Raw genomic sequence first — 16732 nt, 5'->3', positions numbered from 1 at the left:
CAAAATGGCGGTTTTTTTATTATTTTAAATTAAAACGAAAAGCTAACTTTAGTGTAAATGTAACGACCACGAGGGTTGTGTACACCCGATGCGTAACCATACAGATCTGAATCACCGTCACCAATTGCAAACGGTGGCTCTTCATCAAATAAGTTGTTCACACCTAGTGATACTTTTGCTGACTTAGTAATACGGTATGATGTTTGTAAATCTACCAGTACTTGTGAATCAACAGTACGTGATGTATTACTATCGAAGTCTAAGTTACCATCGAAGTCAATATCTGGCGTATCTTCAAACTCACCTACATAACTAATGTTCATGTTTGTGTTGAACTGACCAATTTCCCAGTTAGTTGAGAAAATCCAGCGATGCTCTGGGTAACCATATTCGCCGGTATAATCGCGGCCGTCTTTTTCAAATTTATCTTGATAAGCCCATTCTAAATTGAATTTTAGTAAGCCTAAATCATCCAGTGAGTGGTTGTAATTTGCTGAAATATCAACGCCCGAAACTTCTTGTGATGATACATTTTCAAAAGTACTGAAAATCTTTTGAATAGTCCCTAAACTGTCCGTACCTGAAGGAGGTAAGCGAACACATACGGTACTGTTTTGGTTATTACACTCTGAGTTGTAAATTGGACCAAACTCTTGCTCATCAATTTTATTGTCTTGGGTGATACTCCATACATCTACACTCAAACCAAAGTCAGTTGTAGGTGCCCAAATAAAGCCGACGTTCCAAGATTCAGACTCTTCAGCTTCTAAATCAGGGTTACCGGCAAATTCAATGTTGTAATCTAGCGGATCACAATCTTTACCTGTTGCATCACAGCGATAGTTATCAATAAAGAACTGACTTTCCTGAGATGGCCCTAAACCTACTTGTGCAAGTGACGGTGCTCTAAAGCCTTGCGCCCATGAACCACGTACTGTGATTTCATCTGTAGGTGCCCAGCGTAAAGCGACTTTAGGATTGGTTGTGGTACCAAAGTCACTGTAATCATCGTAACGACCAGCAAGTTGTAGCTCTAAGTTCTCAGCAAGTGGAATTGAAAACTCTACATAGGCAGCGTATTGGTCACGCTCTGCTGCAGCTGACACAGACTCGGTACCAAAGATTAATCCTCGTTGGAATTGATCATCTGGCGTATCCGTTACGTCCTCTTCGCGGTATTCAATACCGGCCGCCATCATGACAACATCATCACCAAAGCTAAATGCTTCACCTGAAATGTTAGCATCGAACGACGTCATATGAGACTCGCCTTGACGAACCAAACTCGTAGTAATTCTATCAATTACGGCCGGATCGTTGTAAGTGCCGCCAAATGGGTTGTAGTTACCGGCATCAATTTCTTGTTGTAAGAAGTCGGTGCGTACCCAACCTTGTGAGCGATCCCCAGTTTGTAATGACTTACTACGTCCTTTTTGTACCGCTGTTTCCCAGCTCCAATCGTTTATTTCACCTTTTAAACCAGCAACAAAACGTAATGTGTCTGATTCGATATCCCATTGGCGCGCACCCGCATCTACGGTTCTGTAACGACCTATTTCAATATCTTGGCCGAATGGGTTATTAGGGTGACTACCTGGTACTGTTAAGCCCGCATCTTCATCAAGTGGCGTTGGGGCACCTGCTGCAATTGAGCTGTTGTGCTGAACGGCCATTTCTAAGAAGCCCGTTATGCCATTATCAAAGCGGTATTCAAATTGTGAAATAGCACCTACACGTTCTGATGCCGGTGCAATATAGCCAAATGGACCATAGTCAAATAAACAACTGCCACTTGATGTTGCATTTTCTGCGGGACACGCAGGGTCAATTGTTTTAACGCCATCAACATAGAAGTAGCCAGGGAAGCCACGTGATGAACGGAAATCTTCACCGCCATATGGAGATTGATTAGCAGTACCTAAACGCCCCATTTCATCTGATGATAAAGAGGTATTTTTAAAGTAATCAATAATAACGGATGCGCTACTTTTTGCACTAGTAGTACCCCAAACAATACTGGCTGTAGTTTCTTCATAGTTAGGGCCATCTGTGCCGCCGTAACCTAAGTTTACTTCAATACCGTCAATATCTTTTTTCAAGATAACATTTACAACACCCGCTACAGCATCAGAGCCATAGATTGCTGAGGCGCCATCTTTTAAAATATCAATACGTTCGATTGCTGAAACAGGAATACTGTTGATATCAACGAATGAGTTGGTGATCCCTTCAGCAAATGCACTGATTGCAACACGACGACCATTAATAAGTACCAAGGTAGCATCGGCGCCTAAGCCACGAAGGCTGACGGCAGCTGAGCCATTTGCGGTTGAGTCTTGGTTATTACCACGGGTTGAAAAAGTACCATTACCTGCAACAGGCATTCTTTCAAGAAGCTGTTGTAGGTTGTCATAACCCATGTTTTCGATGTCTTCTTTATTAATGGATTGTACTGGAGACGGGCCTTCGATGTCCGAACGTTTGATACGAGAGCCTGTTACTTGAATACGTTCTACTTTTTCTGCAGTTTGCTGTGCAGCATAAGTCGTTGTACTAAAACCTGCTGACAATGCGATAGTAGCACCGATGATTAAGCTCGGTGTAAATGCAATTGATTGCTTCATCCTTAAGTCCTTGTTGATATGTTATAATTTACTTGTTTTACAAGTCGAATTATTAATACCATGTAACTTAACTGTTATCAATTGGCCACAAAGATGATTTTGTTATCTGCACTAATATGTACTGATTTTCTCAATAAAGGTAAACGATAGGATGCTCGCTATTTGGCGCTGTAACGTGATTTAGTTATTATTAATAAACAAAACGCCGAGCGACTTTAATTTGTAATAATTTGTATTTTCCTAAAAATTTAGCAAAAAAAAGCCTAACATGATGTTAGGCTTTTTTATTTAAACTTTATGTTTCATTAAGCGTTCTTTTTCACGGGACCAATCTTTATTTTTACCGTCTTCACGTTTGTCATGCATTTTCTTACCTTTCGCTAAATGGAATTCAAGCTTTACCCAGCATTTTTTCCAATACATAGCTGTGGCAATTAATGAATAACCATCACGCTCGGTTGCACCAACCAAACGGTCAAGTTCACGTCTGCTTAGTAATAATTTACGATAACGCAGCGGGTCGCAAATAACATGGGTTGATGCACTATTTAAAGGCTGGATTGTGCTGCCTAATAAAAACGCTTCACCGTTTTTAAGATGAATATAAGTTTCAGAGATATTTACTTTACCTGCTCGGATACTTTTTACTTCCCAGCCTTGGAGTTCAATACCTGCTTCAAACTTGTCGTGTAAAAAATACTCGTGTCGCGCTTTTTTATTTAGCGCGATGGTATTACTTGTCGATTTTGATGAATTTTTCTTAGCCATAGTGCCCTATAATATACGTTATACGAGATGTTTTACATCGATTTTTTTAAATTATACATGCAAAAGCGAAGGATTCATTTAAGCGCGATGAAAGTTTGGGGAAACGCACAAAGCTTGCTAAAATTCCTGCACACAGTTGGGAGTGAGTATGCCACAAATAGAGAAAAGTGCGCTGGTTATGTACAGCACTAAAGAGATGTTTGATCTAGTCAATGATGTAGAAGCTTATTCGCAGTTTTTACCTAATTGTTCAGACTCAAAAATTATTAAGCAGCATGATAATAACATGACCGCCAGTTTAGAAATATCTAAAGCCGGTATAAAAAAATGGTTTACCACTGAAAATACGCTAATTGATGAGCAAACAGTGATGCTTCGCTTGGTCGATGGGCCTTTTAAAACCTTACAAGGTCGCTGGCATTTTCAGCAATTAGATGCGCATGCGTGCAAAGTGCATTTACAGCTAGACTTTGAATTTTCTAGTAAGTTAATAGAACTTGCGTTTGGTAAAATTTTTAATGATGTAGCTAAAAATATGGTGAGTGCCTTTACTCAACGTGCAAAAGCGGTATATGGAGAGCGAGCATGATCAATATTGAAATTGTGTTTGCGTTGCCAACGAAAGCAACCACGTTAAATATAGAAGTATTCCAAGGTACCACCGCAGAGCAAGCAGTGATCCAATCAGGTATTATTAAGAAGTGCCCTGAAATTGATGCAACCGCTTTAACTTTAGGTGTATGGAACAGAACGGTAAAGCTTAATCATGAGCTTAAAGACGGCGATAGAGTTGAAATTTACCGCCCATTAATTGCCGACCCTAAAGATGCCCGCAGAAAGCGCGCCGAAAAAGCCAAAGAAGAGGGCCGCGCAAATAAAGTAACCGGTGGCCGACCGTTAGATCGTTAGATACAAAAAAGGTGAGCTATGCTCACCTTTTTAAATTAAACCCAAATGGCTTATTGCTCTAAAGGGGTTGTAAAGTTTTCTGGTTGCTCATAGTCACCAGAGACCGTCACCAACTTTTCATTTTCAAAGTTTAATACTAATGATTTATATTGTTCATTAGCGCGCCCTTTATTAAAGCTATAAACGTAACGCCAAGTATTTTTATCGAAGGCGTCTTCGGCAATCGGTCTGCCTAGTACATAAATTACTTGCTCGCGAGTCATATTAACGCGAAGCTTATCAACGTCTGATTGTTCTAAAAAGTTACCTTGAGGGATGTTGATTCTGTACACCCAGCTAGAACAACCTGCGGCTGAACTAAGCGTTAAAGCGACGATAAGCCAAAGAGAAAAAGTTTTTAACGACTGCATTGTTAGTTGTGATCCTTATTTTTTATAGTCTGCATGATACCGATTAGTCACTCAAGGTAAAACCCTTTTGAGTAATTGTTTTTGTTTAGCGCGTTAAGGCGAGGTTTTGACCATTAATAATCAAAAAAGTTTAAACGATGAGTTGTGCAATAGTAAAATTAAACCGGCTGTTTGGTCACTGTATATTGTGCAAACACGGTTTGGTCATTGGTATACCGGCATTACAGTTGATGTAGCGCGTCGTTTAGCAACGCACCAAGCGGGTAAAGGGGCAAAAAACCTCAAAGGGAAAGGACCGCTGGTGCTCATTCATCAGCAACAAGTTGGGACTAAAAGCGACGCAAGTAAATTAGAATATGCGATTAAAAAACTTCCACGGGCAAAAAAAGAGGCTTACGTTGCTGCTTTTAAGGGGGGACTGAATACCTCAGGGTTTGTCAAAAGCTGATTAATAAATGCCTCAATTAGCAATACTGCTTCTTGATAAAGAGCAGTGTTAATATTTTCGAGCGTATCTTTTGCTGTGTGATGATAGTTATCGGCGCCCATCGAGAAGTACACATACGGAATTTTTTGTTTAGCGAATGAATAATGGTCGCTGGCTCTGTGCCAGTCTATTTGTTTCGTGTTGGTGAGTCGACTCATTTTTCGTGATGAATAAACGGGCTTTAATTCGACACTCGTATTTTTTATTTGGCTAAATAGTGGAGTGAGTTGACCTTTTAACGAACGACTTGTTAGCGCGTATAACCGCTTATGCGATTTTTTAATTGCCAACATATCTAAGTTAATATTTAAAGCAATAGGAGACTGGCGCATTGTTTTGGCAAAGTGCTCACTGCCGTGTAAACCGTTTTCTTCAGCGTCTGTTGCAACAAACACAAAACCATAGGATGATTGCACCTTTAAAGCGTTCGATAAGTATAGTAATGCGGCAACACCCGAGGCATTATCGTTAGCACCAGGATGTAATTTTCCGGCTTTTAGGCCTAAATGGTCGTAATGCGCTGTAATAACAATAACAGGCAAATTTTTTGCTGTTTTGGTCGCAACAATATTTACGCCTTGCGCCTTAGAAAACAGCCCTGATGGATAAGTAAAAGGTTGTTCAATAACCGTCAGTTGATGCTCTTTAAAGCGTGCTTTTAAATATTCTCTGGTGAGTAAAGCCGAGTGACTATTCGTTTTTCTGCCTGCTAATTTAGAGCTGGTTAGCGTTGTTAAATCAGTGAATAACTGCGGCTCAATCGGCTTTGAGAGTCCACTCCAACTTATAAAAAATACAATGCAGGTTAAGCTAAATAATTTAATAATGATTCGCCTTAACGATAAGTGATTTTAATGCGATGAGTTTATTATCATAGCGTTGTTTGTCATGTGTAAAGTCTGCTTTTTTTCTGGCTTTACGCAAATGAAATTCCGCCCTAGCTATATTATTTAACTCAAAGTAACTTCGCGCCAGTCCAAAGTGGCTTTCATGTAAGGTTGGTGAAATAGCGTTCGCTTTTTTATAGTGGCTAATTGCGCCTGTAAAATTACCACTTACATACTCACTGTTACCAAGCGAGATATGATAGTAAGGATTTTCTTGGCGTTTTTTGTCAAGCTCAGCCAATAGCTTTTCGCCTTCGGCCACTCTATCTGTGAGTGTGTATAATAATGCTAAGTTACCTTGTGCAGTATTATTATCAGTATTTAAGGCAATAGCATAGCGATACATTTGCTCCGCTTGCTTTAAATCATCTAATTGTTTAAAGAGTACCCCTAAATTGCCCCAGCTAGCACTAAATGAAGCGTCCGTATTGATTGCTGCTTTGAAATAGCTAAACGCTAAATCATAGTGTTTATTTACCAGTGCCTCACCCCCTTTATTATTATAAAACATGGCGGTCACTCTTTTTTTTGAAAGCAATGAGGTTGCAAAACGGGCTTGTCGGCTATTGGGATCAAAATCAATGATTAAACGCTTATTACGCTGATAAACAAGTGAGCTGTCTTTGAGTTTCGTTTTATTGTCTATGGCAAGGTTGATGTGCCCCGTGAGTAAATTAAATCCCTGATTTAGTGACCAATACTCCGGAATGTGTACTTTTTGAAAGCGAGCTTTAAGCCCTAAATGCTCAGCTAAACTATATGCTAAAATTGATAGTGACAAGCAATTGGCGTTTAAGTTTTGATAGCTCTGAGATGCGGTTTGTGTCGTGGTGGATTGATAAGATAAAGCGCTATCGCCATTTGTGAGTAAAAAACTAAGTAGGCTATACGCTATTTCATTAACTGATTTACTCGATTGCACGTAAGCATTTAATTGCTGTTTGAGGCTATCGTCGAGTTGAAATATTTGTTGCTCAGACTCTACCAGCTGCTGTTGTAATTGCATGGGAGGAGTAATAGTGGGGATTGGCACGCTTATATTGGCGTTATCTGTGGTGCTACAAGCACACAGAGCCAGCAGACACACAATCAGTAAATAATGTTTACCTTGGAGAGCATTCATACACACCTCTGTACAAAAAACACACTTAAGTATAGTGGTTATTTTGTACAGAGGTTATTTTTTAATGTAACACTCTATTTAACGTTGCTGATTAAACGTTGCAACGAGTGCATCAAGTGTTTGTGCGCTGGTGGCTAAATCACGAATTGCTTGTTCTGTATTGATTTGTTCACTCATTGACTTATCACTGATCTCACTTATTTGCTCAATACTACGACCTACATCATTCACAACGCTACTTTGCTGTTCGGTGGCGGTGGCAATTAAGGTCGCCATATCGTTAATTTCATTGGCTGTTTCAGTAATGGTATTAAGTAACTCAACCGAGTTTTGCATTGCGCTTACGCTTTGTTGTGCTTTATCTTTTGATTGACCGATATCGCTGACAACGTCATCTGAAATATGAGTGAGTTCTTCAATCATTGATTGAATTTCAGTGGTCGATTGTGAGGTACGATTCGCCAGCGCTCTTACTTCATCAGCAACTACAGCAAAGCCTCGTCCATGTTCACCAGCACGAGCAGACTCAATGGCTGCATTAAGAGCCAGTAAGTTAGTTTGTTCAGATATACCTCTAATTGAATCCACAATACTAGCGATATCAATAGTCTTTTTAGAAAGCAAAGCAACTTGCTCGGTTATGCCGTCAATGTCGCTGGCAAGGGCTGAGATTGTCGTTTGGCTTTGTAACACTTGTTGATGGCTTTGCTTGGTGTTATCGCGGCTATCGTTGGTTAACTTAGCTGCATTGGCAGCACTTTGCGCTATTTCTTGCACTGTAGCGCCCATTTCATTAATGGCTGCTGCAACTGAAATAGTTTGCTCTTTTTGCTTATCAAGCGCTAAAGAGTTTTGCTTGGCTTGCGAAAATACATGATCTGAGCTGTGGCGAATACCGTGGCTCTCATTAGCTACTTGCACAATAGCGGTTTCTATTTTTTCAATAAATTGATTAAAGCCGGTGGTTAAATTATTTAGCTCAGGTTGGGGAGATGTTGGTAAGCGATAGGCTAAATTTGCATCGCCACGCCCTAAACGCGAAAATAACTCAGCCATTGTTGATAACGGTGAAGCTAAAGAGCGAGCTAATAAGTAACTGATCACGCTTGCGATTAGCGCAGTGATGATAGTGAAAGTGAATATTTGCCACTCTAGGGTATTTACACTAGAAAAGACTTCGCTTTTTGGGACTTGAGCTAAGACAAATAAGTCAGTGTTTTTAATCGGTGTGGCTGCAATGAGTGTGGCTTGCCCGTTGATATTTACTTCCTCTAAAGCGAAGCCGTTTTTATTAAGTAATTTGTTATGAATATTAGCGCTGTAAATACTATCTATATTAACCTTAGCGACTTTGTCTGCATCTTTATGTAACTGAATTAATCCGTTTTTATCGGCAATAAACACAAACCCTGATTGCTCAATTTTAAATTGTTGTAGCAGCTTTTGCATATCTGTAATGCTTTTTGCTAAGCCTGCCAAGCCTAAACCATTAGGTTGTTGGTGGTTAACAAACATTTTTACATCGTTTTCAGACTCTTGATAAATACTAATTGAGTAAGGTTGCTTTGATTGTGTAAAAGCAAAAAACCAGCCATCTGCGGCATCATTTTTTAAAACACGTAAAAAGCCATCTTGATTCCAATATTGTGCAGTGTTTTTATTCGCCCACGAAGCCGTGGCAAGATCGTATTGGTCAACCAAACGATTGAGCTCTTTAAGTAATAGCGTGTCGTTGTTGTTGCCAGCATTTGCCCAATCTAAAATAAAGGTATTTGCCGAAAGCTGCTGTGCTGCACCAAGAAGTTCATTGATCTCCCCACCAATATGATTACTGATTGTTTGCAATTTACTTGGCAGTTCAGATTCGATCATGCGTTGCTCAATAATATTCTTTGAGTTATGCAAAGACGTCAAACCAATTAATACAGCAACACAAATAGCAATAATGCTTCCAAGGGCTGTTATTTTTTGAGTAATAGAGAGATTTTGTATCGTCATGATAGTGCTTATATTTACAACTGAGGCAATGAGGGGAATTATTTTAGCACATTATTTATTTTCAGCTATTGATGATTAATTTGCACTTAAAAAAGCCCACAGCAAAATGCAAGTGGGCTTGGTTTCTAACAAGTGAAAGTTCTAGGATTATAGAATTAAACTATTTTTTTCATTGCGGACATGTAGCCGCGTAATTTTGCGCCTACTTTCTCAACAGGGTGCTCACGTAGAGCCGTATTTATTTGAATTAAAGTTTGGTTATCAACTTGATTACTTTGCTCATTTAAGCCTTTACCAATAACATCAGTATCAATACCTTGCATAAATTCTTGTAGAAGCGGCAAACAGGCATGGTTATATAAATAGCAGCCGTACTCAGCGGTATCTGAAATAGTGCGGTTCATTTCAAATAACTTTTTGCGTGCAATAGTATTGGCTATCAGCGGCGTTTCATGCAGTGACTCATAATAGGCAGATTCTGCAATAATACCGGCCGCTGTCATGGTTTCAAATGCCAGTTCTACACCCGCTTTTACCATTGCCACCATTAAAATACCGTGGTCAAAAAATTCTTGCTCAGCAATTTCTACATCGCCTGCAGGGGTTTTTTCAAAATGAGTTTCTGCAGTTTCAGCACGCCATTTTAGTAAGTTAGCGTCATCATTTGCCCAGTCTTCCATCATTACACGTGAAAATGTGCCATCGATAATGTCATCTTGGTGTTTGTTATAAAGAGGACGCATAATTACTTTAAGCTCTTCACTTAGCTCAAACGCTTTAACCTTTGCAGGGTTTGATAAGCGGTCAAGCATGTTTGTCACACCGCCATATTTAAGTGCTTCTGTGATCACTTCCCAGCCATATTGAATAAGTTTTGAGGCGTAACCGGCATCAATTCCTTTTTCAATCATTTTGTCAAAACATAAAATAGAGCCAGTTTGTAGCATGCCACATAAAATAGTTTGCTCGCCCATCAGATCAGATTTCACTTCAGCGATAAATGATGATTTAAGTACCCCCGCGCGATGACCACCCGTACCTGCTGCATAGGCTTTCGCTTGTGCCAAGCCATGGCCCTGAGGATCATTCTCTGGGTGAACCGCAATTAATGTAGGTACACCAAAGCCGCGTTTATACTCTTCACGTACTTCTGACCCCGGGCATTTTGGTGCAACCATAATAACGGTAATGTCTTCACGAACTTGCATGCCTTCTTCAACAATATTAAAGCCATGTGAATAGGCAAGGGTTGAGCCGTGTTTCATTAATGGCATGATGGCATTAACAACTGCAGTATGTTGTTTATCAGGTGTTAAGTTAAGTACTACATCGGCTGTTGGGATTAACTCTTCATATGTACCCACTTTAAAACCATTGTCAGATGCATTTAAGAATGACTGACGACGCTCAGCAATGGCTGAATCACGTAGTGTATAGGCTACATCTAAACCAGAATCACGTAAGTTTAAGCCTTGATTTAGGCCCTGTGCGCCACAGCCTACAATTACCAATTTTTTACCTTTAAGTGCAGCAACACCGTCGTTAAATTCGTCTGCGCCCATAAATTCACATTGTGCCAATTGCGCTAATTGTTCGCGTAAAGGTAAGCTATTAAAATAATTTGCCATGATAAGTTTCCTATTAATTCAGTTTGTTAGATGCATTGCTTTTGCTTTGCTTGGAATAACAATATGAAAAATCTTTTCTTGCGTAAAATGATATATTTGAATTAAAGTGTTTCATAATATGAAATACTGGTGTTGTTATGGATCATAAGCATTTAAATTACTTTTTGGCGTTGGCAAAAACGCTTCATTTCTCTCGTGCCAGTGAGTTATGTCATGTAAGTGCGCCCACTTTAAGTCGTAATATTAAGCAGTTAGAAGATGAAGTAGGGGTGATGTTATTCCAGCGAGATAATCGCAGTGTAAAGCTTACCCGCGAAGGCGTTGCATTTAAGGAGTATGCCAGTGCTACGCTTAATAATTGGCAGCGCTTTAAGGCTAATTTAAACGAACCGCAACAACATATTTATGGCAATGTGAGCCTTTATTGCTCCGTTACCGCGTCTTACAGTTTTTTGCATCATATTTTAGAGCAACTGAGAGCTCAGCATCAGCATATTGAAATTACCTTAAATACGGGCGATCCCGCCTTGGCTATTAACCGAGTGTTAGATGGACATGAATCTATGGCCATTGCAGCCAGACCCAGTAAATTACCTGCACAAATTGCATTTGTAGATATTGGCTACTCGCCATTGGTATTAATTGCGCCCACTATTCAATGTCCGATCACAGAAAAATTAGCCACTAGTAGCGAAACTATTGATTGGTCTGAGCTTGAATTTATTGTTGCTGAACAAGGATTTTCAAGACAAAGGTTGGAGCAGTGGTGGCGAAAAAATAATGTGCAAGGAAAAATTTACGCGCAAGTGGCAGGGCATGAAGCTATGGTATCTATGGTGAGTTTAGGGTTAGGCGTGGCCATGATCCCAAAAATTGTACTCGATAATAGTCCGCTAAACGATAAGGTTCAGGTTTTAGAGTATAAAGGCGAGCCACCACAGGGGTTTAAAATTGGTTTGGCTGTATTACATAAAGAACTAAACGACCCTGCTATTAGTGCGCTTTGGAATATTGCACAAAATATGGGGGAAAACATAATATAGGTTTGTTGGATGATAAAAAACTGTTAATATAAATCGCTAATATTTATGTGTTTATTAACATCCTTGTTGTGATGTCTAAGAGTTTTAATTATGGATAATACGGTTTCACTTGCTCATTCTGCCCAGTGTTTAAAAAAAGCCATTCCGTTGATGGTTAAATACAAAATGCCTGTAACGCCAATAAATTATGCTATTTGGTACTGTTATGTACAGGGCGACAACCCACAACTAAACACAGAGCTTGATAAAGTCATCTCTTTGCACAATACGTGTTCAGCTCAAACCGCCCAAGAAATTTTTAATAAGCATATTAATGACGAAGAGCTTGCATTTTTTCAACAAATGTCTGAAAGGTTTCATGGCACCGTAGAGCAAATGCAGTTTGATCTTAGTGACTCCATTCAATATTCGAAAAGCTTTACTACCTCGTTAGTTGATTCACAAAATGAATTAAAAACGCTCTCTAGTATTAACTCATTTAATGAGATCCTTTCTTGCGTTGAGCGCCTAACTGACGAATCAATTGCGATGCAAGATTACGCCCGTGGATTCCAAACCAAATTAGCGCAAGCGTACAACGAAATTAAAGATTTAAAAGAAGCGCTTAGCGTGACCCAAGAAGCGGTTGATAAAGATTCCTTAACCGGATTATTTAATCGCGGTAAGTTTGATACAGACATTGTTGAGTTTTGTTTGAACGCCTCTTCACAAAATGAACACGGTAAATTAGCGGTGTTGATTATGTTCGATATTGATCATTTTAAACGTTTTAATGACGATTTTGGCCATCAAAAAGGCGATGAGGTACTCAAGCTAGTCGCTCAAAAAGTGCAAAATAGTGTACAAGAGCAATACAGAGCTTATCGTTTTGGTGGTGAAGAATTTTGTATTACGGGTTACTTTGAAAGCATTAATGATGCGATGGCATTTTGTAATCAGCTTCGTTTGAGCATTGCCAAATTGACGATTCGTAAAAAAGAAGACAGTAATAATAAACGTAATATTTCAGCCAGTTTCGGCATTGCTTTAATGGAGCCTTTTAGTAAAAGCTGTTTATTAGTTGAAAAGGCAGATAGAGCACTTTATTTAGCTAAAACCCATGGTCGTAATCGGGTCGAAATAGCGGCCGATATGTAAACGTGTTCTGTTTGTATCAAATTTGTTAATGATTGTAACCCTCTAGAGCTTGTGTTCATACTACTTGCTACTATAGGGTCAAAGCCACTTTATAAACTAGCGATTAACTTCATGCGGTTCCATCTGAGAATAAACACATGCCTGTTATTAGTGCTATTAAGCACTAATGCTATTGCTCAGAAGCAGCAACATATATCCACTGATGAGCTTAATCTTAGTGTGAGTGTTGGTGCTGGGGTGATCACAAATCCTCTGTATGGTGCAGATAACATCCCCTTAGTTGTTATTCCGCAAGTGGCTTATTATGGTCAAAATTGGTTTTTTGATAATGGCCGTCTTGGTTATTCTTTTTTACAAAGCAAACAACATAACGTTAGTTTTGTGTCAGAAATTAACCCTGAGTCACGCTTTTTTATTGATTGGCATCCACAAAATATTTTCCCCTTTAAAACAACCGCTGAGAACGAGATATTAGAATCGCTACACACTGACTCACCTCGTCAAGTAAATATAAATAATATACAAAAAAGACGAGTCGCACTTGATGCCGGTATCAGCTATTTTTTTGTAAAGCAGCAGCAAGTATTTTCTGTGCAATTATTGCATGATGTAAACAGTGTTTATAATGGCTACAGGGGATCGTTGCAATGGCAATATCACCATGAGTTTAAGCAATTAACGTTAAAGTCGACGTTAGGCGTTAATTACAAATCAGCCCAACTAAATAACTATTTTTATGGTTTAAATAGCGCTGAATCTATTTACGGTGAAATAGAAGTTGGTAGTAGTTGGCAACCTTATGCTAAAATCGACGCCCGTTGGCCTGTAGATGGAGTCAACGCGCTTCGTTTTCATTTAGCCTATTATGATTATTCAGCAATGGATAGCAGCCCGCTTTTTGAACATGACTATTCAATGACCGCCTTTATAGGATTCGAACATACATTTTAATATGAAGTGTTTTATGTTGGTTGTGCTTACAGCTTCATTTTTTAGCAACGCTAGCGTTGCAAAAGCCTCTTCACTTAACGTATCACCCAAAGTCTGTGTGGTTTCCGAACAACAAGAATTTTGTGATCTTGAGTTAAAATTTAAGTGGCAACTGTCAGCCGCTAGCGATGTATGTTTATACCAACAAGATACACAATTACAATGCTGGCAAGGTGTCAAAAAAGGCCAACTTAGTTATAAAGCGCGTGTTCAGGTGGAGACCATATACTCCCTGATTAATCCCCATACAGGTGTATCGTTAGCGAGTGTGCAAATAGAAGTGCAAACCGCATACGCTAAGAAAAAACATCGGCTACGCTCACCTTGGAGCTTTTTTTAATTTAGGAGCAGTAAATGCCAAAGATATTACTTGTTGAAGATGATTTAGGGTTGCAACAATTAACCAAAGACTATCTTGAGCATAATGGCTTAGAAGTTGACGTTTTAGAACGCGGTGACGAAGTGTTCCCTTATCTTAGTGAAAACCACGTCGACTTGATCATTTTAGATGTAATGTTGCCAGGAAAAGATGGCTTTAGCGTATGTCGACAAGTACGTGACAAATACACTCTCCCTATCTTAATGCTAACAGCAAAGGGTGAAGACTTCGATCAAGTCATAGGCTTAGAACTCGGGGCTGACGACTACGTTATAAAACCGGCAGAGCCGCGTGTACTTCTTGCTCGAATTAGTGCATTGCTTCGCCGTGGACAGCCAAGTGTTAAAGCGATTGAAGAACTTCAATTTGGTGACTTATCAATAGATAAAACCAGCCGCATTGTAAAGCTAAGCGGTGTTGAAATTGTCCTGACTTCTCATGAATTTGAATTGCTGTGGTTATTGGCTTCAAATGCTGGTGAAGTGCTCAGTCGAGAGCATGTCCATCAACATATGATAGGGCGTGAGTACGACGGGTTAGACCGCACGGTGGATGTTCGTGTATCACGCATTCGTAAAAAGCTCGGTGATAACAGTGATAAACCCTATCGAATTAAAACGGTATGGGGGCAAGGCTATCTATTTGTATCAGATGCGTGGGATATGTAATAAATGCAAGGTGTTAGGCTAGGTTAATGGGAAAGCTATTTATAAGCCTTTACGTGTATATTATTGCCTCTTTGTTTATTGTTAGTGGCGTTATAGAGCAGTTTTGGCCCTATGATGAATCTCAGCAAAGTGTATTGTTAGATGACGAATTCGGGCAGTCTTTATGGCTGCTTTCACAAACCCCAGATGGGCTTGAGCAGCTTAAACATAATTTTGATAGCCAAGTCATTGCCCAGCAAGATCTGGTGCTCCCACCAGAACAGCAAGCACAACTATTTCAAAACCATTACCTTTATTTATATGATAAACAGCAGCGTATCGTTTGGTATGTAACGCTAAATAATTCACAATTGCTACAAGTAGGCCCTGTAGGTGTTAAACACAGCAGCTCCGGGACTGTGTTACCGTATTTACTGGTGTTGTTTATTATAAGTTTACCAATAGGTTTGTGGAGCTTTTTGTTGTGGCGAGACTTTGCAAAGCTGAGTCATGCATGCGAGGCAGTGGGTGGCTCGCAAGACTTTCAATTAAGCGATAGCTCAAAGTCATTCTTCTTACCCATCACCGATACATTGCAAGTAATGCAGCAACGTATTGAGTTTTTACTGAGTGCTCAGCAAGAGCTCACCTCTTCTGTATCTCATGAATTTAGAACGCCATTAGCGCGGTTGAAGTTTGCTATTGCAATACTTGAGGATAAAACTCACGATACCAAAGCACAGCAGTATTTATCTGACATGCAAATGGATATTCATGAACTGGAGTCCTTGGTATCTGAAATGTTGGAATACGCCCGTTTAGATACACAGCAACCTAGTCTACAATTAGCCCTTTGCGATATCGTTGCATTAATTAAAACTAATATTGAAAAAGTAAACTTTGATACCCGTATTAAACTAACAACAACGCTCCCCACTCAATTTATTTACTTATGCGATAGTCATTTTATGTCGCGGGTGCTGCAAAACTTAATCAGTAATGCACTTAAACATGCCTCGAAAAGTGTACATATTAGTTTAAGTACTGCCGATGAAAAGTTACTGCTAGTGATTGAAGATGATGGCCCCGGCATTGCCTTCTCTGAGCGCGAAAAAGTATTTAAGCCGTTTACGCGCTTAGATAAAAGTCGTGATAAAAAAACCGGTGGGTTTGGGTTAGGACTGGCGATAGTGAGTAAAATTGTGTCATGGCATAAAGGGCAGTGCACGATTGAAGACTCTACACTGGGTGGGGTTAAGTTTATTATTAGCTTAGACTAGTAAATTCCACACAATAAAAAGCGCCTTAAAGGCGCTTTTTTGCGGTTTAAAACCAAAAAATCAACAAGTAGCAAATAGATAGACAGGCCACTTATAGAAAAGTTCTATTTATTTACTATTTTTTTCTAGTAATGGCATCAACATTTGCTCTAAACCATTAAGCTTCACTTCGTACATCATTGCAAGTTGAGAGCCGAGCTTGCTTTTAGGAAAGCCTTGCTGTTTAAACCACACTAAATAAGGCTCAGGCAGCAAAAGTAAGGGGCGTCCCGCATATTTACCAAACGGCATAATGGTATTAATGGCGACTTTAAGTTGTTGAGGATCCATTATTGACATCTTTTATGAGTAGAGGTGTTAAGTGTAAGGGATAATAAAGAAATAAAATAGGCTGTAACGGGCAAGTAACAGCCTATTGATAG

Annotated in this window: 17 protein-coding genes; 9 read left to right on the top strand and 8 right to left on the bottom strand. The window is 39.5% G+C overall.

All coding sequences use genetic code 11. The features are described 5' to 3' along the window. Positions 1-29: 29 nt before the first annotated feature. On the bottom strand, positions 30-2624 hold the full coding sequence (locus tag PSM_RS10780) for a TonB-dependent receptor (protein ID WP_013465527.1): 2595 nt from the start codon (positions 2622-2624) through the stop codon (positions 30-32). Positions 2625-2912: 288 nt separating this feature from the next. Then, entirely contained in the window at positions 2913-3392 is a 480-nt protein-coding gene (gene smpB / locus PSM_RS10775; protein ID WP_013465526.1) for an SsrA-binding protein SmpB, read from the bottom strand. A gap of 148 nt (positions 3393-3540) precedes the next feature. Between smpB and PSM_RS10770 the strand changes: the two genes are divergently transcribed. Both PSM_RS10770 and PSM_RS10765 read left to right on the top strand, forming a co-directional pair. Beyond that, positions 3541-3981: a type II toxin-antitoxin system RatA family toxin gene (locus tag PSM_RS10770; RefSeq protein ID WP_013465525.1), complete on the top strand. Its 441-nt coding sequence runs from the start codon at positions 3541-3543 to the stop codon at positions 3979-3981. Next, on the top strand, positions 3978-4301 hold the full coding sequence (locus tag PSM_RS10765) for an RnfH family protein (protein WP_013465524.1): 324 nt from the start codon (positions 3978-3980) through the stop codon (positions 4299-4301). The genes PSM_RS10770 and PSM_RS10765 overlap by 4 nt, the downstream gene beginning before the upstream one ends. A 50-nt stretch (positions 4302-4351) precedes the next feature. Here the strand turns inward: PSM_RS10765 and PSM_RS10760 are convergent, their stop codons facing one another. Further along, entirely contained in the window at positions 4352-4711 is a 360-nt protein-coding gene (locus PSM_RS10760; RefSeq protein WP_013465523.1) for an outer membrane protein assembly factor BamE, read from the bottom strand. Between the two features lie 106 nt (positions 4712-4817). On the opposite strand from PSM_RS10760, the gene PSM_RS10755 reads away from it, so the two are divergent. Further along, positions 4818-5159 carry a GIY-YIG nuclease family protein gene (locus PSM_RS10755; RefSeq protein ID WP_016899245.1) on the top strand — a complete coding sequence of 114 codons (342 nt, stop codon included), beginning with the start codon at positions 4818-4820 and terminating at the stop codon, positions 5157-5159. Here the strand turns inward: PSM_RS10755 and PSM_RS10750 are convergent. From PSM_RS10750 to ilvC, 4 genes are all read right to left on the bottom strand, one after another. Next, complete coding sequence (locus tag PSM_RS10750; RefSeq protein ID WP_255314614.1) at positions 5105-5824, bottom strand: M28 family peptidase; 720 nt, start codon at positions 5822-5824, stop codon at positions 5105-5107. The genes PSM_RS10755 and PSM_RS10750 overlap by 55 nt on opposite strands. A gap of 193 nt (positions 5825-6017) precedes the next feature. Beyond that, positions 6018-7208: a tetratricopeptide repeat protein gene (locus PSM_RS10745; protein ID WP_013465521.1), complete on the bottom strand. Its 1191-nt coding sequence runs from the start codon at positions 7206-7208 to the stop codon at positions 6018-6020. A 78-nt stretch (positions 7209-7286) separates the two neighbouring features. Further along, positions 7287-9206, bottom strand: coding sequence for a methyl-accepting chemotaxis protein (locus PSM_RS10740; protein WP_013465520.1), 1920 nt, complete (start codon positions 9204-9206; stop codon positions 7287-7289). A gap of 155 nt (positions 9207-9361) precedes the next feature. Further along, a complete protein-coding gene (gene ilvC, locus PSM_RS10735) occupies positions 9362-10834 on the bottom strand; it encodes a ketol-acid reductoisomerase (RefSeq protein ID WP_013465519.1) in 1473 nt (490 codons plus the stop codon). 137 nt (positions 10835-10971) lie between these two features. Between ilvC and ilvY the strand changes: the two genes are divergently transcribed. The 6 genes from ilvY (at position 10972) to PSM_RS10705 (ending at position 16310) form a co-directional block, all read left to right on the top strand. After that, positions 10972-11877, top strand: coding sequence for an HTH-type transcriptional activator IlvY (gene ilvY / locus PSM_RS10730; protein WP_013465518.1), 906 nt, complete (start codon positions 10972-10974; stop codon positions 11875-11877). A 90-nt stretch (positions 11878-11967) separates the two neighbouring features. Beyond that, positions 11968-13014 (top strand): GGDEF domain-containing protein, encoded by a 1047-nt coding sequence (locus PSM_RS10725; RefSeq protein ID WP_013465517.1) that lies wholly within the window; start codon positions 11968-11970, stop codon positions 13012-13014. 111 nt (positions 13015-13125) lie between these two features. Further along, positions 13126-13965 (top strand): MipA/OmpV family protein, encoded by an 840-nt coding sequence (locus tag PSM_RS10720; protein ID WP_049775589.1) that lies wholly within the window; start codon positions 13126-13128, stop codon positions 13963-13965. Between the two features lie 13 nt (positions 13966-13978). Next, the gene (locus tag PSM_RS10715; RefSeq protein WP_013465515.1) at positions 13979-14344 is read left to right on the top strand and encodes a DUF3019 domain-containing protein; all 366 of its coding nucleotides are present in this window, start codon (positions 13979-13981) and stop codon (positions 14342-14344) included. A gap of 14 nt (positions 14345-14358) precedes the next feature. Next, a complete protein-coding gene (locus PSM_RS10710) occupies positions 14359-15051 on the top strand; it encodes a response regulator (RefSeq protein WP_013465514.1) in 693 nt (230 codons plus the stop codon). Between the two features lie 26 nt (positions 15052-15077). Next, positions 15078-16310 (top strand): ATP-binding protein, encoded by a 1233-nt coding sequence (locus PSM_RS10705; RefSeq protein WP_013465513.1) that lies wholly within the window; start codon positions 15078-15080, stop codon positions 16308-16310. Between the two features lie 108 nt (positions 16311-16418). Here PSM_RS10705 and PSM_RS10700 read toward each other — a convergent pair whose 3' ends face one another. Further along, on the bottom strand, positions 16419-16640 hold the full coding sequence (locus tag PSM_RS10700; RefSeq protein WP_013465512.1) for a DUF3820 family protein: 222 nt from the start codon (positions 16638-16640) through the stop codon (positions 16419-16421). Positions 16641-16732 lie beyond the last annotated feature (92 nt).

The sequence above is a fragment of the Pseudoalteromonas sp. SM9913 genome, assembly GCF_000184065.1.
GTDB classification, from domain to species: domain Bacteria; phylum Pseudomonadota; class Gammaproteobacteria; order Enterobacterales; family Alteromonadaceae; genus Pseudoalteromonas; species Pseudoalteromonas tetraodonis.
The sequence above is the reverse complement of the archived record's forward strand: the minus strand, read 5'-3'. Positions and strand labels throughout refer to the sequence as shown.

What these genes read in the sequence shown, in the direction of transcription:
- PSM_RS10725 (WP_013465517.1), top strand. Translation starts at nt 11,968, where the DNA reads ATGGATAATACGGTTTCACTTGCTCATTCTGCCCAGTGTTTAAAAAAA.
- PSM_RS10705 (WP_013465513.1), top strand. Translation starts at nt 15,078, where the DNA reads ATGGGAAAGCTATTTATAAGCCTTTACGTGTATATTATTGCCTCTTTG.
- ilvY (WP_013465518.1), top strand. Translation starts at nt 10,972, where the DNA reads ATGGATCATAAGCATTTAAATTACTTTTTGGCGTTGGCAAAAACGCTT.
- PSM_RS10740 (WP_013465520.1), bottom strand. Translation starts at nt 9,206, where the DNA reads ATGACGATACAAAATCTCTCTATTACTCAAAAAATAACAGCCCTTGGA.
- PSM_RS10745 (WP_013465521.1), bottom strand. Translation starts at nt 7,208, where the DNA reads ATGAATGCTCTCCAAGGTAAACATTATTTACTGATTGTGTGTCTGCTG.
- PSM_RS10780 (WP_013465527.1), bottom strand. Translation starts at nt 2,624, where the DNA reads ATGAAGCAATCAATTGCATTTACACCGAGCTTAATCATCGGTGCTACT.
- PSM_RS10770 (WP_013465525.1), top strand. Translation starts at nt 3,541, where the DNA reads ATGCCACAAATAGAGAAAAGTGCGCTGGTTATGTACAGCACTAAAGAG.
- PSM_RS10720 (WP_049775589.1), top strand. Translation starts at nt 13,126, where the DNA reads ATGCGGTTCCATCTGAGAATAAACACATGCCTGTTATTAGTGCTATTA.
- PSM_RS10760 (WP_013465523.1), bottom strand. Translation starts at nt 4,711, where the DNA reads ATGCAGTCGTTAAAAACTTTTTCTCTTTGGCTTATCGTCGCTTTAACG.
- PSM_RS10715 (WP_013465515.1), top strand. Translation starts at nt 13,979, where the DNA reads ATGTTGGTTGTGCTTACAGCTTCATTTTTTAGCAACGCTAGCGTTGCA.
- PSM_RS10700 (WP_013465512.1), bottom strand. Translation starts at nt 16,640, where the DNA reads ATGGATCCTCAACAACTTAAAGTCGCCATTAATACCATTATGCCGTTT.
- ilvC (WP_013465519.1), bottom strand. Translation starts at nt 10,834, where the DNA reads ATGGCAAATTATTTTAATAGCTTACCTTTACGCGAACAATTAGCGCAA.
- PSM_RS10710 (WP_013465514.1), top strand. Translation starts at nt 14,359, where the DNA reads ATGCCAAAGATATTACTTGTTGAAGATGATTTAGGGTTGCAACAATTA.
- smpB (WP_013465526.1), bottom strand. Translation starts at nt 3,392, where the DNA reads ATGGCTAAGAAAAATTCATCAAAATCGACAAGTAATACCATCGCGCTA.
- PSM_RS10765 (WP_013465524.1), top strand. Translation starts at nt 3,978, where the DNA reads ATGATCAATATTGAAATTGTGTTTGCGTTGCCAACGAAAGCAACCACG.